The organism is Microbulbifer maximicatervae (SeqCode) (genome assembly GCF_052466985.1).
In genome coordinates, this window is the sequence record NZ_CP174298.1 from 203370 (window position 1) to 225677 (window position 22308).

The window sequence follows — 22308 nt, forward strand, 5'->3', positions numbered from 1 at the left end:
GCTATGGCCGAGATAGTCTCTACAGTTCTACCATTTGCACTGGATTTTCTAGCTACTTCTTTCTTCTCAATATTGTGGGCGGGGTTGGTTTTTATTGTTATTTGGCTGGCAACAGCTAGAAATAAAGACAGCTTTAATGCGATATACCATTGGCGAAGTTTCTGGTTGTGTGCAATGGTTGCTGCCGGTTCCCCATTTTTTCTTGCGCAATTGAGCGACCAGTTAACGTTGGGTATTGCTCCGGATCTGAATTTTGAATTACCGCCAGCTTATGAGGCTACCTCTATACCACCAATTAACATAGTTCTGCATGAGTATGTATCGACCTCTTTGAGTTCTGTTGAATTACTGGCTTTTCTTTGGTTGCTTATATATCTGTCCGGGGTGTTTTTTACCTTATCTAAAGTGGTAGTGAGTCAGTTTTTCTATGGCAAGAAATTGCGTTTAATAGCAAATAATAAGCTTTCTGTTGTTAAATTTGACCAGTTTTTTACTTCATCTCAAAGTGATTTTCTAATCGGAAGTAAGACTCAGGTGTTTATAACACACTCAACGATTACACCATTTGTGATGCAGCTATTCAGTCGTAAATTGGTGCTTCCCTCCTATATTTTATCAATGAATGAAACGGAGCGTCATCTAATCATTGAGCATGAAATTATGCACTTGAAAAGGCTTGACCCCTTGTTGATTCTGATTGTGCATATATTTACTTGCATCCTATGGTTCAATCCCTTCTTAGGTTGGATGAAGTCTCGATTCAGCTGGGCGATAGAGTTGGGGTGCGATCGCGAAGTTCTAAAGTCATGTAAGCGAGAATTGCACCGTGTTTATGCACAAGCAATGATTGACGCTCTTCGACGGAACTCTTCACAAAGAACAAGTGACTGGGTTGTAGCTTTCTCTTTCTCTGGTGGTACGAGTCAGGCTCCTTTTTTCCGACGCAGACTTTTGAATATTATGGAAGCCTCAAGGGCGGGGTCTAATAATGGCGAATTAGGTGTCTATTTACGCGCTATGCTGTTCTGCAGTTTTTCAACCATTTTAATACTCGGAGGGCTACTGTTAAAACCGGGATTAACAATGGCTTCAGTGGAGATTACCAAATTGACAGTCCCGGTTGAGAGTGCCCGTATTAGTAGCCCTTTTGGTGATTTCAGTAAAATTCGCAAAAAACCCCATGAAGGTACTGACTTTGCGGCACCGATTGGTACTCCGGTGGTATCAGCTGAAAGTGGTGTTGTAATAGTCTCTACTGATGATTATAAGCATAAAAATTATGGGAAAATCATAATTATTGACCATGGTAATAATACGAAAACTCTGTACTCCCATTTAAATCAGCGGGAGGTTGAGGCAGGGCAGTCAGTACGTGCCGGCCAAGCGATAGGAACTGTGGGTATATCAGGGCGTGTAACAGGACCACATCTTCACTTTGAACTTATCAAAGAAGGCAAGCGAATCAACCCAGACACTTTGCTTGCGAAGTAAGGGGGGAGTGTGATTTATTACTTAAGAAAAGTAGGGTTACCTGTGAGGCGATTAACTATTTTCTTTCTGATCGATATCTGGAGGATGGCTTTGTTGCTGGTTCTTTTATCGATTCAATCACTGGCGATAGCAGGGCCGTTATTGGAAAACCATTCCAATGTTAAATCGGTACAATATGATTTATCTTTTACATTGCCCCTACTCAATGATCTATCCTTGGTACATCAAGATGAAGGGATGCAGCGTAGGGAGGTGGCCCCTCCATATAGAGTTGAGGAAGAATATCTAGAGCGCACAAAAAAAGTTCAACTAGCTAAAAACCAAGGGGTTTTATCACTATTGGTGGATAGTGGAGTCGATCGTGCAGAAGCGTATAAAATAATTCAGGCTTTGTCGGAACATGTCAATGTCAGTATCCTACCAGTTGGTAAGGAATTTAACTTAACAATAGATACCACTGGAAAGCTTAATAAGCTTACCTTGGTTGTTGGCTTTGCAGAGAGTTTGGAGTTGGTTAGACATGGAGACAATTATAGAACTAGTCAATTTGAATCTCCTGTCGATGCCAGGAAATACTACGTTAAAGGTGAAATTTCGGGCAGTTTATACCAAAGTGGAAAAGAGTCTGGCCTATCTAATTCTGTGCTCACAAAACTAAATGAAATATTTAGTTATTCCGTAGATTTTCAACGGCAGATTCGAGCAGGTGATCAATTCTCTGTTTTCTATGATACCTTGTTCAATAGCCAAACTGGAAAGGAAAAACTAAATAGAATTTTATTTGCTGAGCTTATTCTTAGTGGAGAAAAGATAAGTTTATATCGGTTTTCTACTGAGGGACCTCAGGGGGTGGATTATTTTTACCCTGATGGCCAAGGCTCTAGAGGGTTTCTAATGCGTACTCCGTTAGAGAATGCAAGGTTGTCATCTTATTTTGGGCGCCGCAAGCACCCAGTCCTAGGGTATACCCGAGTACATAAAGGTTTGGACTTTGGAGCCCCTTTGGGCACGCCGATATTGGCTGCAGGTGATGGTATTATTGAGCGAGCTTCTTATTTTGGTAGTTTCGGCAACTATATTCGTATTCGCCATGGCTCCGGGATAAAGACTGTTTATGCGCACCTTAAGGGGTACGCGAAAGGAATTAGTAAAGGGGGAAGAGTAAAACAGGGGCAGGTAATCGGTTACCTTGGCGCTACAGGTCGTGTGCAGGGGCGTCACTTGCACTATGAGATTCATAAAAATGGTACGGCTGTTGATCCATTAAGGCTTGACCTCCCTATTAGTAAGGGGCTGGTAGGAGATTCTTTAAATCAATTTTCTCAACAGGTTCAAAAGATTCAAGATGAATTGATAAAGTACGCTCAACCAAATCAGTTTGATTCATAATTAGGCTTTTCTTTATCTTTTTTATTTCTCTCTCTCCTTATTATATTCAGGGTTTAACTGACTTACATTTTGTTGGTAGCGAATTTTTTCTTAAAGCAATATTGAGTATAAAATTAAACTAGGTTAAATATGATTAGAGCTATTCTGCTGATAGCCATTCTGGTGCTGTCTAATTCACTAATTGCAAAGCCCCTCATTACCAAGGTTTCTGAATCTTTTGAGTTAAGTGGATCTAAAATATACACAGTTGACTCTGATATTCTCAAACGCAAATACGACTTGTACGTGAAGTTACCATCAGGTTACTCGAACGATGACAATAAAAATAAGACCTACCCGATAATTTACCTTAATGATGGGCCTCATACATTTAAGGTTGCCTCGGGTGTTACACACTTTAAGGATATGGATAAAGCCATCGTAGTCGCTATTTCATTCGCTCACGGAGAAAACGGGCAGTATAGTCGAGTTCGAGATCTCACGCCCGTAGTCGATAGTGGGTGGAAGCGTTATACAACTGGTGGAGCCAGTAAGTACTTACAGTTTATTGAAAAAGAAGTAATGCCCTTTATTGAGGTGAGCTTTAGGGGGGATCCCACACGTAGGATTCTTTCAGGTCATTCATTGGGTGGATCTTTTGGTGCTTGGGTATTACTTACCAATCCACAGTTGTTTTCCACTTATATCCTGACAAGTCCCTCTCTTTGGTTTAAGGATGAAATGATCTTTGATTTGGAGGATAAATATGCAAGCCATAACAACACACTGCCTGTAAACGTCTATATTGCCACTGGCGCTTTGGAGACAATACAAAAGAGCCACATGCGTAATGATATGGTAGATGGGCATAAGAGATTTCTTGCTAAATTACAGTCGCGTAATTATCGTGGATTAAAGCTTAGTGGAGAGGTGGTGAGCGGTACGGACCACTATTCCACTTTCCCGGTGGGGTTGACAAAAGGTTTAAGGTGGGTATATCAGGATTTGTGGGCAATATAATAATTTTCGCGGTAAAAGAAGAGCTATAGCTGCCCGCGACAAATGGTAGATCTATTATGCTATTGGAATTATGCGCGTTTGCCACTTTGTCCGGTCATTACTGCCGCGCCAATCATATGGGCTAAACGTAGAGCTTCAGGGACATACCCAGTGTCAGTGGTTTGCTCTAACACCTGGGCGGCAATCTCCGGTTCACATCCCTGCACTTGAAAATGGAAGTTATTGTAGTTATGGATACTCCCAGCTTTCATCAGGGTTTCTTTACGCAGTAGATAGTCAGGAAAATTTTGCAGCGCTTTATCAATGGCTTGAATGTCTGGTGGTTTTCGCATTAAGGCGATACAAGGGCGCTGTAAGATATCGGCCAGCTTGGGTAGATCAATAATATTGAAACCACCCACTGCTACTCCATCGGTCAATACGACATTTACCTGGCTGTAGAATTTACTTTCTTTCAGCAGTGTGGCAAGTGTTTCTGTAGCTTCCATCCCATCTTTGCTTACCTGCCCCCAAAGCATTCCCTCAAAGCGAGTTTTGGTGCAGACAATACCGCTTACTTTTACCGGCGCGCCCCTTCGTTTTTCAAAAGGGGCGTCATCAAAACCGATAACTCGGATCTGCTTCCTTAATCGTAATAATTCTGCCAGAGGCTTCATTATTTCTTGTTGCCCTGAAGAAATAAGTAGGGAAATAACTTTAGTTTTTCCTCATGGCTTAATGATTCCATACGACGGATATTATTTTCTGGAATACTCTCTGGATCTGGATATAGATCTATCATTTTTTCCAGGTTTTCTTCTCTCAGCAGGTGTAAGATAGGATAGGGTGCGCGATTAGTTAGGTTTTCCGCATCGGCGGCTGCAGTGCCAGCAAATTGATAATCTGGGTGGAAGCTGGCTAATTGATAGGTGCCTACATAGTCGTTGCGTTCCAGTAACCACTCTGCTAAATCCAGGAACTGGTTGTAGTCGCTGAATTTCCCTAGGTGATTAGGGATAATCAATAAGGTGGTAAGCAATTCAGATTCCGAAGTGGTATCGAGCCGACGTAATTCCGACAATAGATCACTGAGTAGCGCCTCGTCTCCTGTGGCAGGACTCACCTTGAGTCGAATTTGCCCTGCACGCAGAGGTTTGCGTGCGAAAGGGCAGAGGTTGAGACCGACAACCACATCAGTAAGCCATTGTTCTACCGCCTGAGTAACAGCTTTTTCCATTTGACTGCTTACCACATAAGATCATCGGGGATCTGAAAGTCTGCATAGGGATCATCTTCATCTACCACTGCTGAACTTTCAGCAGGCCTGATTACGATATCGCTATTGCGCTCCGCAATTTTCTCGGCAATAACCCGTGGAACCAACTCAAATTGTTCTCCCTGGACAACAATCATCAGGCGCCCCGCAATTAAGTGATCCCTTAATTCTTCGCTGACATAGATGGTTTTGATTTTTTTGTCGAAAGTGAAGTTATAAGTAATTTCACCAGAATAAGGTTGGCGATTTTTTTCCACCAATTGCTTGATTTGCGCGGCAATAGCTTTCTGCTGTGCAGCCGCATCGCGCTCAGCATTGAGGGCGCGATCACGAGCGGCTTTCTCTGCTTGAGCCTTTTGTGCTGCTAGCTTTGTTTCATCAATCTGGGGTTGTGAAGACTTCTTCGCAACTTTCTGTTGCTTCCGTTTATCTTTGCTGATTTGTTTGGCTTTCTTTTTATCGACAAGTCCTGCTTGGAGTAGTTGGTCTTGCAATGAGGCCATAGTCTCTTCCCCGTGAAAGTCTAAAGTTTCGGCAGCCTTTACAGGTATGCCTGATCAAATTTTCACCAACCATATGGGTTGATAGTTTGTGAGGGTATTTTACCTGAAGACGGTCCAACTACCGCTAAAGATTTTTATGGTGTCCAAGGCTTACCGGAGGTAGCAGTTGCGATGATTTCATCGGGTTCCTTGCCGTCACTCAGCATTTGAGCACCCCCTGGAATTACCAGGGCTGAGCCAGTAGCAATAGCCACCCGCTTGCCACTGGGAGTATCAATGTTACAAGAGGATACCCTCAGCTGCCGGCCGCGGTGGAGTACCTGTGCCTCCAGAATCAAGTCGCCACTGTTGAGCTTGGCTGGGCGAGCAAAGCGGATATGCATGTCCAGAGTAGCGAATATAGATCCTGCAGGCAGTGTGGAGTAGACCGCGCCTCCCATGGTGAAATCTGCGGCCCATGCCAAAAGTCCACCATATATAGAAAGGGTCCCATTGGAGAACCAGGGAGAGGAGGGCATAGTCGAGATACAGCGACCATTTTCAACCTCTATAGCGCGGTAACCTGTGAGCATCCAGATAGGGTGAGTTCGCCCCTCACTAATCGTGGTTCTCTGCAATTCGATAGGGACTTGCTCCGGTAAGTGTGCCATGTCGCAAAAGAACGTTTTTGGAGGAGGGCGAAGATAAGGGTCAGGTGTATCTGTTGGTCCTAGGTCGGGAATTGGAAGCTCCTGATCTGGGTTGACTGGAAAGTCGGCAATAAGGCAGCGAGTGCTACCGAAAGCGAGGGTTCTCCCCTCCTGATCGTTAATCTGAATACTTGAGAGCCCCACCTGGTTGCCTGAATGAACGGTCGTAGCTCTACCAACAATATTTTGTGTACTGCTAGTGATGGGTCGAATAAAGCACATATTTAATTCTGATGTGCTCAAGACTTTACCAGCGGGCAAGGTTGTCCATATTGCGGAGGCCAAGGGGGCGTCTGCAAACATGGCATAGATCCCCCCCCAATAGATCCCGGTCCCATCAGCTAGCCACGGCGTAATAGGCATAGAATAGGTGGCCTTACCAAGGCCGGCCTCGGTGGGAGTCATACCCGTTAGTCGCCAAAAAGGGGGCCCGGGTAAGCTGCCGCGAATGTAACGTTTAAAGGTGTCGAGACCAGGTTGCTGCAACGCCCTGAGGTCACAGATGGCACCACGATGGACTTCGTCGGTGATATTGGTCATCCCCCAGCCTCCAGTTGCTTCTAGGACAAGGGTAATGTGAGGGTTTGTTGGATGCGAAAAAGGGAGAAAGCTGCGGAAGAGTCTTCTACCCTAACAGCGCAGCTATCGATCGGCGGATACTGGTTATGGAGCTAAGTTGGGTAGTTTGGCTACGATATGGGTATTCGGGATAGGCTGCCCTTCCATGAATAGGTTTATCGCATCCTGGACTTCAGGGGAAGCCATTAATAAATTATGCCCTGCATTTTCGACTGTTATTTTAGTGGCGTTTTTGAACCCTGAAATGGCTTCATATTGACCTTCCAGGTAAGTTCTTCCGTCCAAGGTCCCGCTAAATAGTAATACCGGAATATTGCTGACTGGCTTTTCCCGAAATTTATCCCCAAGATCCAACTCTGGCGCTAAATTATCGTAGTGCAGAGAGAAATTTAGGTAGTCTTTCAGTAGAGATTTTTGTGCCTGTTCTACAACCTGTGCTTTACGCTTCATATCAATTCCAGAGGCTATATCCATCGCCGTAGGCATCGGGCGCAGGGATATGGGTATGCCTGGTTGCAGAAATTCATCGGGGAAGTAACGTCTGGGCACCTTGTCGAAACTTAATGTAGCTCCTTGGTCCAAATCGCGATAAAACCTGAGTAGATGGCTGACACTTTTAGGGTCCGCAATGAATGCCGAGGCTAGTTGTTGCATATCCCTACGCTGTAGGAGGGATTCGACTTCCCTGCCATCCCGTTGAGGGATTTTAATTTTCAATGGTTGTGACTCAAGTTTTTTATGGACTCGGCTTATAAGTGCTTTAATATCTGGATAGGCTTTTTTTGCTGCGGGTTGCTGATTGACTGCCTGTTGTAGACGGTTTAGATAGTAATCTGTTCGGGCGGGCAGCTTGATGGTTTGGTCCAAACCCTCTGCACTGGATAAAATTAGCTTACCAATAGAACCTTCGATCTCCTTTACCGCTGCCAAAGAGAGATGGCTTCCATAAGATGTTCCCCACAATACTATTTTCTCTGCACCCAAATGGCTCCGTATGGCATCAAGATCTCGGGCATTTTCGAGAGTATTATAGGCATTTAGGTTTACACCACTAAGTTCCCAAAAATGTAAGCACTCTTTTAGGGCTTTGCGGTGGTAGTTGATATACTGGGTATCGGTGATTGGTTCAAGGGAAGGTACAATTTGCTTGGATTCACAATTGGGAAGGTCATTGGAACGGCCGCTACCACGTTGATCTAATGCGATAACATCACCAAATTGTCGCAACTCCATAAACATATCAAAGCGATAGTTAACGGCCGTAATTCCTGAGCCACCAGGGCCGCCTGCTAGGTAGATTATTGGTGGGCCCACTTTCTTTCCTGTTGCAGGAAACCTTACATATTGGAGGGTGATATTACGGCTATCTTTCTTAGTGCGATCTTCTGGTACCTCAATAAAGCCTTGATAGCCCTCTGCAGTTTGTTTGCTCCATGTAGTAAAGGTGTGCGGTTTTTCATTGTTAATGGACTTTGCTGATCCGCTGACAGGGCTCAGTGATAGCATTATTATTAGCGGAGCGAAAAGATGTGCTTTTTTGGCATTATTTTTCATTGTTTCGATACTTCCTTATTGTCGAACTTAGGCGAATGTTATTGTTTTAGATTGGGCTCTTATTTTCAAGTGGATAAAAAGTTTATTCGAGAGCTCATGGGGCTTTTCTCGATATAGATACCCCGTGAATATCGGTAATATAAGCTATTAACCTCTCACTAGGGATTTCGGTTTAATTAGGCTGTCAGACAGAAGTCCGAAAAATAGTAGGTGGATGTTTAAACCCCAGTACTAATGGGCTTATGGGGTCCGTGCAAGGTTATAATCAATGACAGGCAATATTGCAACTCTATGAAAGCTAGCTTTCCTTAAATTCACTATTTAGCAATTAAGCTCTTGCTCTAAAATAACTAAAAAATGGTTCTACGCCTGGGGTGGCAAGTGTTCAGGTATTATGGGTTGTTATATAAAATCATTATGCTCAGATTCATGGGGCGCCTCTGATGTAGATATTTTACCTGAAGTAGGGTGTCTGAGAGCGAATCGTATGGCGATTTGAAATTCATCATCCCTAGATAATAGCTTTGGTAAAGTGAGGCTATAGTGTCAATGAAAAAATGCCAGCTATAACAATAAGGATAGCCTTTTTATCTTTGGTTTGTTCATCACGCCTATGAGATTTTTATAAATTTTAGTGGTTGTATATCGTTGATATAAAAGACCTTTGTATTGATAAAACTGTCATCTAGTAGTTCATATTATTATTGCTCTTACATTCTCGTTCTGTATAGCAAGCCAAGTCCTAAATGGCAGTAGTTGGAAATGAAGTGCCATGATTTGCTTCTGGAATAATGAGCAGTCGGGGGCTTATCTCTAGCCTTCTTCAATGACTAATTTTCTTTGGGGCTGCCTCGCTCCCCTTACCATGTCGTTGCGAATTTGGCTTTTTTCTGGAGTTTCTATGGCACCAACTCCAATAAACACCTTTCGGTGATTAGAGCTGAAAGTAGCTTTCATATTAAAGATTCTTGCACGATCGTGCCACACCGATAGACTGCTGAGTATATAGTTATCAAAGCTGCTTAGCCTGGTAAGCAACATATATATGCCAAATAGCCCGCCTAGAGAGTGCCCTATAAACGTGTGTCCACTGTCAGATAGGCGATGTGATCTTGCTAGGAGGGGCAAAATGACGTCATGAATAAAAGTGGCATACTCATAGGCCTTGCCAGTTAAATATTTCCAGTTTTTATCGCTGATGGGGGTAAAGTCCCGAATACGGCTGGCATGATTTTTGACCCTTTTGAGTAAGATAGTCCAACTAAAATGACTTCCTGCAATTTGCCAAAATCCATCGGCACTTGAGTTGTACCTGAAGTGGCCTGAAAGGCTGAGTCTGCATCTGTCATAAGCACTAAAGGATATCGTTAGTCGAGGGTACTTTCGTAACTCTTAGGTAACTTAACGTAAAGTGAATAGGACCTAGTACTGATAGGATCTTTAACTCCAGGCTGCTGCTTCGAGGAATTTGGAACGGTGAGATGTCTGCGTTCACTGAAAGTGAAGGGGCTGAACAAAGGCTGAGAGTGCAAAACAAGGTTGCTTAGGGCCCTCTCAGGGCTTTAGCACGGGTAAAACGCTTGTACTTTTTGTATAGTGGCTTGACAGGCTCTATAAACGAAAGTGTCATTTTCTTTCCCAGTTGCGACTATGCCGGCGTGAACAAAAAGTCAGGAAAGTACTCTAGCATATAGAAATGATTCATCTTGAAAACTGTTCGCATAAGATTTATTCAAAAGATAGCAATTTTTTTTGTAATAAGATAAAGAGTATGAAGCTCTCAATGTTTCTGTGGAAGTGTAAAAATCTACTTTACTACTACAAAAACGGAAGAAGTAAGTAATTCTATTTTTATATTTCGTAATGTAACTTTTTCATATCTACAATTATCCAAGTACTTGTTCCATTTTCCCCTCTTTTATTTTCCCTCCTTTTGAAGGTTAATAGTCTACGATTTGATTAGCCTTTAGGCGCTGAAGTTCATAGTAATACCTCTCTATGCTTGTAATTTAGGCGTTACTTTTTTCCAGTCACTGGAGGTGGTCGTTTATCGTATGTTTTTTGTCTACTCTCTGTGTTTTTAGGGGAAGTTAACTTTAGTAAAACTAAAGACTTATATTGGTTTAGCTAGTTGATACTCGATTTTGAAAATAAGGCTGGTTTTGTACTACAAAAATAATTTGACCAAAAAATAATTGATCGATGGTTTGTTTTGTTCATTGTCTCTAGAGAGCCTCTGTAAGTTGTACTAAGTATTGCAAAATTTTCCAGAAGCTCAGGGAAACCGGTCGGTCACACGAGATGGTTTACTAGAAAAATGGAAAACTTTTATCAGGATGATGTGACGCAGTGGGTTGGTGAGTATGGATTGGATTTGAAACGTTACTTTTCTTCCCGAGTTAATCTATCTGATGTTGATGATCTAGTTCAGGAGGTTTTTATTCAGTTATATATTCGTATCAAAAAGTATGGAGGGCAAATCGAAAACCCAAGAATTTACATTTATGCCATGGCAAGAAATCTTTTGATTAGTCATGGTAGGCGTCAAAAGTCTAGGTGTGGAGGGTTACATGACTCTATTGATCACAAAGTCGATATCCCTTACATGATTAGTCCGGAACGGACGGTGATGGGAATACAGGCTTATACCCGAGTTCTGGAAGCTATTTTAGGATTGCCGCCAAGAGCTGGTACAGCTTTTCGCTATCATCGCTTTGAGGGAATGACTTATCAAGCAATTGCGGAGCAAATGGGAATCTCTAAGGATTCGGTTAAAGAGTTAATACAGCGTGCTTTGACCAAGGTTAGGCAGGTGGCAGAGGAAGCTCCTTGATGGCGCAAAATAGGTCATATTGTGCTGTAGGTTGTGACCTTTTTTCGAGTAGATGTCTAACGAGACAACAAGCTCAACTAGAAATTTTTTGGTGAGTGATTCTGCTAGCGCTACGCCAGAGGTTTGGCTTTTTAGTTCTAACTGTTGCGGATTTCGAAATATTTAGCTAATAATTCTGCTTTAACCCTCAAAAAATCAAGTTTATTTTTTATCCCCCCTTTCTTTTAGCTCTCGCGTCTTAAATGTTGTTGAGCCTGAAATAGGTTTATATCAGGTCAATAACCCAATAATACCGACAATAAAGAGAGACGTAGTGTGATGATGAAACCTGTCAAAAAGAAAACATTGATTGCACAAGCGATTTACCAATCTGGATATTCATGCCAAATTACTCCCTGGTACAGCGCCATTGTTGCCTCCTTGGCATTTGCAGTTGTTCCTACCATTTCCAGTGCCCAGGAGAGTGAAGAAGGTAAACACTCAAGACAGGTGATTGAGGAGATCACGGTTACTGCGCAGAAGATTGAAGAGAGTATTCAAGATGTGCCCATTGCAGTATCTGCACTCAGTGGTGACAGTATGGATGACCTTAAAATTGAGCGGGGGGAAGAGTTGCTACGAGCTGTCCCAAATGCCAATTTTTCTAAATCCAACTTCAGCACTTATAACTTCTCTATTCGCGGTATAGGCACTAAAGCTGTTTCTGCTGCTTCAGACCCGGCGGTTGCTGTGAGCTTCAACAATACTCCTTTAATTCGCAATCGATTATTTGAGCAAGAGTTCTTTGATGTGCAACGGGTTGAAGTCTTGCGTGGTCCCCAAGGTACACTTTATGGCCGCAACGCGACAGCTGGCGTAGTTAATATGTTGCCAATTATGCCTGGAGATGAGTTTGCCTCTGAGATCAAGGCGGAGGTGGGCAATTATAATACTAAGCGCGCCAGCGGAATGCTTAACATGCCATTGGGGGAGACCATGGCGTTGCGTTTCTCCGGAGCCATGACAAAGCGTGATGGTTTTGATTACAACACTTATACCGGTAACGATGTTAATGACCGCGATCTATATTCTACTCGTGCAATCTTTGAGTGGGAGCCCAGTGAATCCTTTAGTGCCAATTTAATATGGCAGCACTTTGAAGAAGATGATCGACGCTCGCGCACGGGTAAGCAACTTTGTACAAAAGATCCGGGCCGAACACATATTGGTGATACTGAACTAACAGGCTTTACGCCAGTGTTTTTTAGTCAGGGTTGTCTGCCCAGCTCGATTTATAGTGATGACGCTTACAGCGCACCCAATGCCCAGGGTTTTGCGAGCGTTTTGGCTACCGGGTTAATTGTCACGAGCTATGGCCAGGTTATTGACTGGTTTACTGACCCTTATGCGAATTCAACGCAGTCACGTGATCTTCGTAAAATTGAAACCAGTTATGATCCGGTATTCCGCGCAGAGAATGACTTAGTGCAACTGAACTTCGAATGGGGCCTGACAGACTCTATCACATTTTACTCTCAGTCGACTTATGCTAAGGACGATTACTATTCATCCCAAGATTATAATCGTTATGTTTCAGATCCCATCTTTAATGATGGGGGTAATTTAGAACCTACACCGGGGGGAGTTTTTACTGATCCACAGTTGGGACCCTCTGAAGGACTGTTGGCGGTTGATATTAGTCGATCAGATAATAAACAGTGGAGCCAGGAATTCCGATTGCAGACATCCTTCGATGGTCCTTGGAATTTTTCAGTGGGCACAAACTATTTAGACTTTAAAACCCAAGATGACTATTTTGTATTCAATAATATATTTAGTATGGTGGCGCAATATCTATATAATGCCGACCGCGATGAAAATTTCAACTTACTATTTCAAAACTGTACTGATCCAGAAGTAAATGTTGGTTCAGATTGTATTTATGTTGACCCTAATTCGATAGAAAACATTGATGAGGAAGGACATAACTATTTCTTGAGCCGAAATTTGGTGGAAGTTAATTCTTGGGCATTATTTGGTGAAACTTATTGGCAAATTAATGATGATGTAAAGCTAACTACTGGCCTTCGCTATACAAATGATCGCAAGCGCTCTACTCCAGTACCCAGTCAGCTGTTGTTAGGTACTTTTTATGATCCGGTAACGGGGGAAGTCTCCTCCGGTGAAGTCTCCGGGGGGCTTGTCCATCGAGGCTATCCGGAAGGTGATCCGGCTACTCAGAACTGGAAGGAGTACACCGGGCGTGCAGTTTTGGACTGGAGAACGGATCTGCCCTTTACGGATGAAACTATGCTCTATATGTCCTTTGCCCACGGCTATAAAGGTGGTGGTACTAACCCTCCCCGAGCCGAGGTTGATCCAGCAATAGTACAGTTTCAGCCCCTGGAAGATTCTTTTGAGCCGGAGTTTGTCAACGCAATTGAGTTTGGCAGTAAGAACATTCTTTTCGATGGTAGCTTATCGCTTAATGCTAGTGCCTTTTACTACGATTATACCGACTATCAAGTCTCTCAAATTGTTGACAGAATTTCTCTCAATGAGAATTTTGATGCGGAAACTATGGGGCTTGAGCTTGAGCTGGCTTGGCAGCTTACAGATGCAACACGAATAGATATGAATTTAGGGTACCTTAAAACCCGAATTGCAGATGGAGAGGAATCTGTTGACGTGATGGATCGTACTCAGGGCAATGAAGATTGGGTACTGGTTCGTCCTAGCATCCAGGTGCCGTCTAACTGTATTGCACCTGTGGATTTAGTTGAAGCGGTTATGGCTGCGCCTAATATTTTCGCTATTTGGTCGCTTTGTGCGGGCTCCGCCCAGTATGGTTCATTCTCTCCAGAAATCGAAGTCTCGGATGCATTGCGCCATGATATCAATTATGGAGTTGATCCCTACAACCCGCTAACCGATGCACCTAATGGGGGGCGTGGTTTTGCTGCTGATTTAAGTGGAAATGAGTTGCCCAACGCACCACGTTTCACCGTTAATTTCGGAGTGGAACATACGATTCCTATTGAGAATTGGGATTTAACTCTACGAGCAGATTACTACCGCCAGTCGGAAAGTTATGCTCGTGTATATAATACTGAGTATGATCGTTTGAAGGCTTGGAGTAATCTCAATGCTTCAGTTAGCCTCAGCAATCCTGACTCTGATCTATATATGCAGCTCTACGTGAAGAATATTTTTGATGATGCGCCTATCACTGATATGTTCACTAATAGTGATGATTCAGGTCTTACTACTAATGTGTTTACATTAGAGCCTCGTATTGTTGGCTTAAGTGTTAGTAAAGGGTTTTGATTAATCCGGTGAAATCTGTGATTCATTGTTTAGATTTGATTGAATGAATATGTAGGTTGGTGAGAGGATTTCTTGCCAACCTTTTTTTTGCATTTTTATAGATGTCTTCTGAAGTCTAGCGGTCTTGGCTTTAGGGGCGCTGCCAGTTTTCGTACTGCATATGAGTTTTGGGTTACAAAAATAGTCATTGATTATTGTTGGCAGGTATATAAATTAACTGTTTCCGTAATGCTAGTGTTGTTAGCATCTAGGGCTATTAATTAAGGCGGGATAGACTTGGAGGCTGTATAGGTGAAATGAGAGCTTGTTGAAATTACACTATTAATTTCCCTCTAGCTGTCTGAACCTGCGCTGGGAGTTTTGGCGCTGTTGAAGGTAGTTTATCCATTGGCTGATTCAATGATCTTATGAGGTCTCCAGCATATTCACCGGCTGTCGTCTTAATAAGTCTATTTTTAATGAATATGGTATTGCTCATGCACTTATAGGATAAATCGTGAGGTTCCATCTTGCTGAAAAACTCAATTTATTTTCATCGTTTACTTCTTGCTTTCAGTAAGGTTAAGAGCTTTTATTTTGCGCTTTGCTGTAGTGAAGCGAATGTTGAAATTCCAGTATCTAGGTATCGGCGATAAATCCTGGAAGGCCAAATAATGGATTGATTGTATTTTATGGTTTATTTTATTGTTGGCTTTCATTTGTTAGTAAGCTCAGTTAAGTAGGGTGTCCAAGGTCATCCCTCTCAGTCAAATTTCCAAAGAATATGGGTTTTGCTTTATTAAAATTCACTTGCCTTTATTTAGTTAAAAATTCAATTTAATCGATAAAATGGATTTATAGGCAGATTAAGTAGTTGTGATGGAGAATTGTGGGTTAGTAAAGATAGTGCCACTTACGGTGCATGGGAAACCGGTTGCGTTATTGTGAGGAAGCTCAGTCTCATCGGAAGCGATTTCCCCAATTAGAGTATTGAGCGGATATGTTCTTACTCTTCCAGTTCGTTATAAGTTTTTTTGTAAAGCGTCAGAGACTTGAAATAACTTATGGAGCTCTGGTGTCGAGGCAATTGAATTGCCGGCTGGCACCAAAAGATAAAGCGCGCAGGTCGGGAGTATTTGCCCATAGCGGACTACCTGCTATCGGCTTCTACACCTTGTAGGCTGTATTTGCTGCCCTCTGGGCAATTTTGTTTGGTTTTTGCTCTCCCTGCTCCAGATTCATATTGCTATACTCCGCGCCCTTGAAAGCCCCCTGTCTTTATATGGAGAACTTGATGTCTGATTCACAGTGCGATATTGGCTTTATCGGCGCCGGTGTGATGGGTAAGAACCTGATCCTGAACCTGGCCGACAATGGCTATAGGGTCTGTGCCTTTGATTTGGATCACAACCGGCTGAATGCGCTGCTGGAGCAGGACAAGAAAGAGCGTGGAGACCTGCCTGCGCGTGTTGAAGCCTGCAACTCATACACAGAGCTGTTGGCGAAGGTTAAAGCCCCGCACTTGATTATTCTCTCGGTTCCGGCTGGAGCCCCCGTTGATGACGTATGCAGCAAGCTGCTCGATGCGGGCTTGAAGGCTGACGACATCGTTGTTGATACTGGTAACAGCCTGTGGACCGACTCTGTAGAGCGGGCTAAACGGTATGAAGGCAAATTGATTTTCTTCACCACCGCAGTATCCGGTGGCGAAGTGGGTGCTCGTTTTGGGCCATCCCTTATGCCCAGCGGCGACCGTTATGCCTGGAGTCGTATTGAGCCAGTTTGGCATGCTATTGCCGCCAAAGTGGATAAAGCCAGCGGCCAGCCGATTGAGCGCTTTGAGCCTGGCAACCCGGTTCGCGAAGGTGAGCCCTGTGCGGCTTATATCGGCCCGATAGGCTCAGGCCACTATGTGAAGATGGTGCATAACGGTATTGAATATGCCGATATGCAGATGATCTGTGAGGCCTACCATGTGATGCGCACGGCGCTGGGTATGGCCCCAGAGGAAATTGCAGAGGTATTCCGCGAGTGGAATCGAGGCCCGCTGAACAGCTATCTGATCAATATCAGTGCGGAAGTGCTCTCTACCTTGGACTCCGTGACAGAACAACCGCTGGTAGATGTTATCCTCGACCGAGCAGGGCAAAAAGGTACTGGTCTCTGGACAGCCATGAGCAGTCTGGAAGTGGGCTGTCCGGCTCCGAGTATTGCCGAAGCGGTTTACGCCCGTTCATTATCTACCCGGAAGGTATTGCGCACCCGCGCAGCGAAGAAGCTGCAAGGGCCTGAGTTGACACCAGTGGCTTCAGAGCAGCGGGAAGAGGTGATTGCACAGCTACACGACGCTCTCTACTGCGCAAAAATCTGTGTTTACGCCCAGGGCTTCGATTTGATGAAGCTGGCTGCGCGGGAGCAGGGATGGCAGTTGAACTTCTCTGAAATTGCCAGAATTTGGCGTGCAGGCTGCATCATTCGAGCAGTGTTCCTGCAATCTATTAGTGATGCTTACGATCGAGATTCCAAGCTTTCCAACTTGCTGCTGGATGATTTCTTCACCCAGCAGATTGCCGATCACCAGGCCAACTGGCGCCAAGCGGTGGCGAGCGCCACTCTGAATGGTATTCCGGTACCGGCCCTGTCATCGGCGCTCAATTACTACGATGCCTTCCGCACCGAGTCGCTGCCGGCGAACCTGCTACAAGGACAGCGGGATTTCTTTGGAGCCCATACCTTTGCGCGTGTGGACCAACCTGAGCAGCGCAAGTACCACGTTCAGTGGACCGAACCAGGCCGCCCAATGGTTGAGATCTGATTGATGGGGTAGGGGGGAGGTGATACGTGCCTTTCAGGTACGTATCACTATCTGAGTTCCCTAAAGAACAACCTCTTCTACCTCTTTGGCCAGGGCCTCCACCTCTTGGCGGCTGGCTTTGGCCACCAGTTCCTCTACGCTAGCTGACTCGGTGTTTACGCCACCGAAGGCAGAGAGCAAGTCCTTGGTCAGGGCTGAGATTTCCAGAGTCATCACCGCAAAATCTGCATCAAATCGCTGGGCTGCACTTTCTGCATCGGCACTATCGGCCTTCTCCAGAAGCTCGTCACTGAATTTGATGCGCTTTAGGGACAGCTGATCATCTACCAGGAATTCAACGCCCCCACGCCAGGTCAGTCCCAGCTTGTGCACTTGTAGTCCCGCCACCAAGTGATTATGAATTTCCTCGGCACAGAGGTCCTGGTTTTTACAGCGGATAACACTGCCGCTGTCTTTGGGATCGCGCAACTCGCATTCGTGGCCAAAATCAAATTGAAGCGGTGCTTCAGGGGCACTGAGCCAGTGGGTCATCGTTTGCTGAGGCAGGTTCTTAGCGGAGAGTGGTACCACGGCAAGGCTACTGATAGCCTCGCGGAGGTTCTCCAGCAGTTCCTCGGCGGCGGAGGCAGAAGAGGCGTCAACCACTACCCAGCCATCCTGAGGTGCAATATAGGCATATTGCAGACGGGAGCGAGCGAATGCCTTGGGGCGCATTTCAAGGAGAATCTCGTCTTTAAGGTTTTGCCGCTCCTTGCGACCTACCTGCCTGGCTTCTTTTTCAGAAATAGCTTGTGCCAGCTCTTCAACTTTCTCATTGACTACCGCAGCAGGAATCACTTTTTCTTGCTTCTTAGCACAGACCATTAGGTAGCCATTCGTTGCGTGCACCAACTGGCTGCCGTGGCGCCCTAGTGGAGGCACCCACCCATAGCGAGTGCTGTCCTGACTGCCACAGGGAACAAATGCATGGGGCTCCAGCAATTCGTTCAATTTTTCAGCATCCAGGGAAAATTCTTTCGTCAAACGATAAATACGGAGGTTTTTAAACCACATACATCAGGCCATCTGTTTTCAGTTGCGAGTGCGGCCTGCATTATGCGGAAACCGGGGCGGGGCAGCTAGAGCCTGTTAACACTAAATTGATGGGTTCTTTAAGTTGTTATCAGGCTCCAGAATATTATTGCCTAAGGTGGTGAAAATTTGTTCAGCCGAACTTGTCAGGCCTGGCTGAACAAAGGTTTATTTGAGAATACTGTCTATTGCTTTGCCACTATCCTGCGAGAACTCTTCTGACTTATGGCCGAGCAGTTGTAGTGCGGTTGCGGCTATCTGATCCTGAAAAATGGCTTCTCCCCTGGATACTTCCCCCAAGGCCTTAATGTCTGGGCCCAGTGCGGCAATCCAGATTTCATTGGAGCCGGGTATACCCGCTTTGTGGGGGTGGTCTTCTTTACCGAAGTATTGGGTCAGTGCAGGGCCACTGGCGTGGTGCGGCCAGGATTCAGCGGTGTTGCCACGCCCGTGGTCAACGGTAATGAGTAGGTTGGTATTGTCTCGGTATTGATCAAGAGATTGCAGTGTCTGCCAGAGTTTGGCGAGTATCATGTCGCTCCGATGTGCGGAGTGGAGATACTGGTGATATTCCTCATCGTGGGCAAAATCGTCAGTTTCACCCAGGGCAATGTACATTACCTTGGGCTTTTTGCTAATTAAGTACTCTTTTGCAAATCCATAGGTAAATGCATCGGGCCGCACGTTTTCCCAGAAAACCGGCAGTTGCCCCTGCAAGTCATTGAGAAACTCTGCTCTTTGGCTCAATTTTGGCCAATCGGCAGCTTCCAGGCCCGCGTTAATGTAAATACCACTGCGATCACGATTAAGTATCGAGGAGAATACTCCCCAGCTACCGAATGCAGCGATTTGGTCTTTGTACTCAGATTTGCTGTTTAGCCACTCGAGAAAGGTGGTATTGGCATTGGGAGTTGGGTCGTTACTATTGATTTTGGGGTCGGCAGAGCCGGTTAAAATCTCATTGTAACCGGGATAGGAAAACCACCAGCTATTGGTAACTTGTGTTTTAGACCCCTTGTCGCGATTGCCAATTAAAACCCCTTCTTTAGCCACTGTTTGCCAGATAAAAGGCAATAATTTTTGACGTTTTTCGATGAGTGAATCGCCGTGAAAGTGATTGATAAGGTCTTGTTTATTTTCAGTGAACTCTGTGTGGTTGAGAAGTTCAGGGTCATAACCGGAGAACACTTCCTGCCAGCGCAAGCCGTCGATAGTAACTAATACGAGGTTGTCTGCGGCAAGGGATTGAGTAGAAAGAAACAGGGTCAGGATTGCTGTAGTCAATCTGTTCATTGAAAGAGCTCTTTGCATATTTTTGGATTATTTATATTTGTCGCAAATAATCAAAATTATTTTTCGACTATATTTATTATTTATTGCACTTTATTTTTGAATCTACTGCTTGACTAAACATACGCACAATCGGCTAGCATTTCCAGCCGATTGTGTGGCTGCCAAAAAAATCTTAGAAATCAATAGTTGCAGAGAGTGAGGCTGTCCGTGGAGCACCTATCCAGGCACCGCCAGAAACGACAGTTCCTAAGTAATCCTCATCCAGTAAATTATTTATCACTAAATTCAGGTTGGCTCCCCGTAGTGCCGGGCTAAATTCTCCCAGATTCATGCCCAGGTAGGCATCGACAACTACATAGGAGTCAGCTGTCCAGCTATTGTCTAAGTCGACAAAGCGATCTCCGGTAAACTTACTGGAGATGCCACCGTAAAATATTTCAGAATTCCAATCCAGGCCAATCACATAGAGTTGATCAGCTTTTCCGACTACGTCATTCCCTGGTGTTATTCCTTGAGTTTCATCTACTGCTGAGTTTCCTGAGCCAATATAGGTAGTGTCCAGCAGGGTATAGGATGTATAGAGATTTAGAGTTTCTGATAAATCGTAGTCCAGGAAAAGTTCCAGACCATCAGATTCGATTCCGCCGGCATTAAAATAGGTCCCATTGGTACCTATCAAATAGTTATTACCTGCGGAAGTATTGTTATCCAGGAAAATGATCCGGTTTTCAAAATCATTTTGAAAATAGGTGGCAGTTGCCGAGAAATTATCGGCGGTATAGCGAAGCCCTAGCTCTGTGGTCTCTGAGGTTTCCGGTTCGATATTGTCGAGATCTGAATCGGGCCGCTCTAATACGCTGTCTCCAATCGCCTTAAAGTTTTCAGCGTAGCCTGCGAACAGCTCTGCACCTTCCAGGGGTGTTTCCCAAATCAAACCGGCGGAGAGCAGGATATCTGAATCAGAGTCAACACTTGCATCGGAAGACTCCTGAAACAGATCTTCCCTTTCAACATCGACAAAGAACTGCTTGGCGCCCAGTGTCAAAGTGAGAGTGTCGATGGTCAGGGAGTTCTGTAAATACCACTTTGTGCTGCTGGAGGGGTAACTGCGGTCGTATTGCACCCAATAGGGTGTTGAATTGAAACTGGCACCTTGAGTTGCATCAATGATTTTGTGCCAATCGCGGTGTTCGTCACGGGTGGAGTCTTCATACCAGAGGCCGCCTCGTAGCTCATTGTCTAACCCGGCGATGGTGGTAGCGTATGTAAAGTCTAGAGTCAGTCCGGCACGCTCTTTCTCATAGTGAGTGTGCCGATAAGACATCGTGGGTATAGCACCCTCTGCATAGCAATCTGGATTGTAGGCCGGTCCTGAATCGCCATAGATATTGGTGACTGACGCTGTACATGTTTCATTGTAAGTAAGGGCATTGCCATTAGCATCAACAAAATAAATGATGCCCGACTGGCTACCGCCATAGGCAGTTGAGCCGCCGAGGAACTCGGACTCGCCCTGTTCGCTGTCATCTGTAATATCAACCAGGTAAGGGGGAACCCAGTCCCCACGGCCTTCGTTGCTGTGGTAATAGAGTCCGGCCTGTAGATTGAATGAGTCTGTCAGGTCAAAATCGAACTGGGTGTAGGCCAGCAGGTTCTCACGCAAGGTAGACCAGCCACGGCGATAGAGTTGATCGATATAGGGAATACCGGACCAGTTACCGGTAAGGAAATCGTTTTCAGGGTACTCTTCAAATTGGGCGTCCGAATAGACTCGTTGATAATTATCTTCGTGGATATCGTCGTAAGATATGTAGGCCTTGATGGTACCAGCTTCCAAGCTGGTCACTAGTTTTGCCGCGATGTGCTCTCGTTCATTCTCAGCAGTTTCAGTAATCCAGTCGGTCGCTTCCTGGTTAGAGTATGAGATCCAGGCTTTGCTGTTCCCGGCAAAAATACCAGTGTCATAGCGAAAATATACTCTCTGTGCATCAAATTCGCCTGTGGACAGTTCTATTCGACTGCGCTGTGTGTCCAAAGGATCATCAGTGCGATAATCAATAGTGCCTCCCAGGGCTTCGTGGGAACGTGAAGCGATATCTGAAGTACCCTGTGATACTTCTACTGAACCGATATTACCCGGATCAACAAAGCGGTTTGCTTTTGAGCCTCCACCGTAATTCGAACCGCCATTGGGAATATCATCGATGGTGGTGCCAATTTGCTGTTCATCTAAGCTGTTAGTAAATCCGCGAATACTGATATTGGTTGACCAGTCGTCAAAGCCGTAAGTATCTCCTTCATTGACTGAGACACCGGGGAGGTTATCGATCAATGCATTAACGCTGGTGATAGAGGACTGTTGCTTGCGCATTGCCTCAGATACTTCGCTGCTGTTAAAAGTGCTACCGGAGCCCAGAACCATTACTTCTTCAATTTGTGCGTTGCTGAGGTCTTCAGCGGTCACGGGACTGGCACTCATTATTGTGGCCACTGAAATGGCGGCTGCCAGGTAGGTCTTTTTAGTATTCATCGGGATACCCCAGTTTGTAGTG

16 protein-coding genes are annotated in these 22308 nt (G+C 44.9%); 6 read left to right on the plus strand and 10 right to left on the minus strand.

The window, feature by feature from the left end:
* Positions 1-3: 3 nt before the first annotated feature.
* The 3 genes from ACJJI3_RS00920 (at position 4) to ACJJI3_RS00930 (ending at position 3879) form a co-directional block, all read left to right on the plus strand.
* Positions 4-1491, plus strand: a complete 1488-nt coding sequence (locus tag ACJJI3_RS00920; RefSeq protein ID WP_444941167.1) for a M56 family metallopeptidase — start codon at positions 4-6, stop codon at positions 1489-1491.
* Positions 1492-1500: 9 nt separating this feature from the next.
* A complete protein-coding gene (locus ACJJI3_RS00925) occupies positions 1501-2880 on the plus strand; it encodes a M23 family metallopeptidase (RefSeq protein ID WP_444941168.1) in 1380 nt (459 codons plus the stop codon).
* A gap of 129 nt (positions 2881-3009) precedes the next feature.
* Positions 3010-3879 (plus strand): alpha/beta hydrolase, encoded by an 870-nt coding sequence (locus ACJJI3_RS00930; RefSeq protein WP_444941169.1) that lies wholly within the window; start codon positions 3010-3012, stop codon positions 3877-3879.
* A 68-nt stretch (positions 3880-3947) separates the two neighbouring features.
* Here the strand turns inward: ACJJI3_RS00930 and ACJJI3_RS00935 are convergent, their stop codons facing one another.
* The 7 genes from ACJJI3_RS00935 to ACJJI3_RS00965 all read right to left on the minus strand — a co-directional run bounded on the left by ACJJI3_RS00935 (position 3948) and on the right by ACJJI3_RS00965 (position 9808).
* Complete coding sequence (locus ACJJI3_RS00935) at positions 3948-4535, minus strand: endonuclease dU (protein ID WP_444893254.1); 588 nt, start codon at positions 4533-4535, stop codon at positions 3948-3950.
* On the minus strand, positions 4535-5095 hold the full coding sequence (locus ACJJI3_RS00940) for a DUF1415 domain-containing protein (RefSeq protein ID WP_413662718.1): 561 nt from the start codon (positions 5093-5095) through the stop codon (positions 4535-4537). Before ACJJI3_RS00940 ends, ACJJI3_RS00935 begins: the two co-directional genes overlap by 1 nt.
* Before the next feature lie 8 nt (positions 5096-5103).
* Positions 5104-5637: a DUF2058 domain-containing protein gene (locus ACJJI3_RS00945; protein ID WP_413662717.1), complete on the minus strand. Its 534-nt coding sequence runs from the start codon at positions 5635-5637 to the stop codon at positions 5104-5106.
* A gap of 134 nt (positions 5638-5771) precedes the next feature.
* Complete coding sequence (locus ACJJI3_RS00950) at positions 5772-6866, minus strand: PaaI family thioesterase (RefSeq protein ID WP_413662716.1); 1095 nt, start codon at positions 6864-6866, stop codon at positions 5772-5774.
* Positions 6867-6989: 123 nt separating this feature from the next.
* Entirely contained in the window at positions 6990-8459 is a 1470-nt protein-coding gene (locus ACJJI3_RS00955) for an alpha/beta fold hydrolase (protein ID WP_444941170.1), read from the minus strand.
* A gap of 813 nt (positions 8460-9272) precedes the next feature.
* The gene (locus ACJJI3_RS00960) at positions 9273-9713 is read right to left on the minus strand and encodes an alpha/beta hydrolase-fold protein (RefSeq protein ID WP_444942532.1); all 441 of its coding nucleotides are present in this window, start codon (positions 9711-9713) and stop codon (positions 9273-9275) included.
* A complete protein-coding gene (locus ACJJI3_RS00965) occupies positions 9632-9808 on the minus strand; it encodes a hypothetical protein (protein WP_444941171.1) in 177 nt (58 codons plus the stop codon). Before ACJJI3_RS00965 ends, ACJJI3_RS00960 begins: the two co-directional genes overlap by 82 nt.
* Before the next feature lie 968 nt (positions 9809-10776).
* On the opposite strand from ACJJI3_RS00965, the gene ACJJI3_RS00970 reads away from it, so the two are divergent.
* From ACJJI3_RS00970 to gnd, 3 genes are all read left to right on the plus strand, one after another.
* Positions 10777-11292, plus strand: a complete 516-nt coding sequence (locus tag ACJJI3_RS00970) for an RNA polymerase sigma factor (RefSeq protein WP_444907717.1) — start codon at positions 10777-10779, stop codon at positions 11290-11292.
* A 318-nt stretch (positions 11293-11610) separates the two neighbouring features.
* Entirely contained in the window at positions 11611-14598 is a 2988-nt protein-coding gene (locus ACJJI3_RS00975) for a TonB-dependent receptor (RefSeq protein WP_444941172.1), read from the plus strand.
* A 1273-nt stretch (positions 14599-15871) separates the two neighbouring features.
* On the plus strand, positions 15872-17392 hold the full coding sequence (gene gnd / locus ACJJI3_RS00980; protein ID WP_444941173.1) for an NADP-dependent phosphogluconate dehydrogenase: 1521 nt from the start codon (positions 15872-15874) through the stop codon (positions 17390-17392).
* A gap of 60 nt (positions 17393-17452) precedes the next feature.
* Here gnd and rdgC read toward each other — a convergent pair whose 3' ends face one another.
* The 3 genes from rdgC to ACJJI3_RS00995 all read right to left on the minus strand — a co-directional run bounded on the left by rdgC (position 17453) and on the right by ACJJI3_RS00995 (position 22286).
* Entirely contained in the window at positions 17453-18445 is a 993-nt protein-coding gene (rdgC, locus tag ACJJI3_RS00985; RefSeq protein ID WP_444941174.1) for a recombination-associated protein RdgC, read from the minus strand.
* Between the two features lie 186 nt (positions 18446-18631).
* A complete protein-coding gene (locus ACJJI3_RS00990; protein WP_444941175.1) occupies positions 18632-19756 on the minus strand; it encodes an alkaline phosphatase family protein in 1125 nt (374 codons plus the stop codon).
* 172 nt (positions 19757-19928) lie between these two features.
* Positions 19929-22286 (minus strand): TonB-dependent receptor domain-containing protein, encoded by a 2358-nt coding sequence (locus tag ACJJI3_RS00995; RefSeq protein ID WP_444941176.1) that lies wholly within the window; start codon positions 22284-22286, stop codon positions 19929-19931.
* Positions 22287-22308 lie beyond the last annotated feature (22 nt).

Bases quoted from the DNA above. Each gene is read 5' to 3' on its own strand.
- ACJJI3_RS00920 (WP_444941167.1), top strand. From the start codon at position 4: ATGGCCGAGATAGTCTCTACAGTTCTACCATTTGCACTGGATTTTCTA.
- ACJJI3_RS00930 (WP_444941169.1), top strand. From the start codon at position 3,010: ATGATTAGAGCTATTCTGCTGATAGCCATTCTGGTGCTGTCTAATTCA.
- ACJJI3_RS00935 (WP_444893254.1), bottom strand. From the start codon at position 4,535: ATGAAGCCTCTGGCAGAATTATTACGATTAAGGAAGCAGATCCGAGTT.
- ACJJI3_RS00940 (WP_413662718.1), bottom strand. From the start codon at position 5,095: ATGGAAAAAGCTGTTACTCAGGCGGTAGAACAATGGCTTACTGATGTG.
- ACJJI3_RS00945 (WP_413662717.1), bottom strand. From the start codon at position 5,637: ATGGCCTCATTGCAAGACCAACTACTCCAAGCAGGACTTGTCGATAAA.
- ACJJI3_RS00950 (WP_413662716.1), bottom strand. From the start codon at position 6,866: ATGACCAATATCACCGACGAAGTCCATCGTGGTGCCATCTGTGACCTC.
- ACJJI3_RS00955 (WP_444941170.1), bottom strand. From the start codon at position 8,459: ATGAAAAATAATGCCAAAAAAGCACATCTTTTCGCTCCGCTAATAATA.
- ACJJI3_RS00965 (WP_444941171.1), bottom strand. From the start codon at position 9,808: ATGACAGATGCAGACTCAGCCTTTCAGGCCACTTCAGGTACAACTCAA.
- ACJJI3_RS00970 (WP_444907717.1), top strand. From the start codon at position 10,777: ATGGAAAACTTTTATCAGGATGATGTGACGCAGTGGGTTGGTGAGTAT.
- ACJJI3_RS00975 (WP_444941172.1), top strand. From the start codon at position 11,611: ATGATGAAACCTGTCAAAAAGAAAACATTGATTGCACAAGCGATTTAC.
- gnd (WP_444941173.1), top strand. From the start codon at position 15,872: ATGTCTGATTCACAGTGCGATATTGGCTTTATCGGCGCCGGTGTGATG.
- rdgC (WP_444941174.1), bottom strand. From the start codon at position 18,445: ATGTGGTTTAAAAACCTCCGTATTTATCGTTTGACGAAAGAATTTTCC.
- ACJJI3_RS00990 (WP_444941175.1), bottom strand. From the start codon at position 19,756: ATGAACAGATTGACTACAGCAATCCTGACCCTGTTTCTTTCTACTCAA.
- ACJJI3_RS00995 (WP_444941176.1), bottom strand. From the start codon at position 22,286: ATGAATACTAAAAAGACCTACCTGGCAGCCGCCATTTCAGTGGCCACA.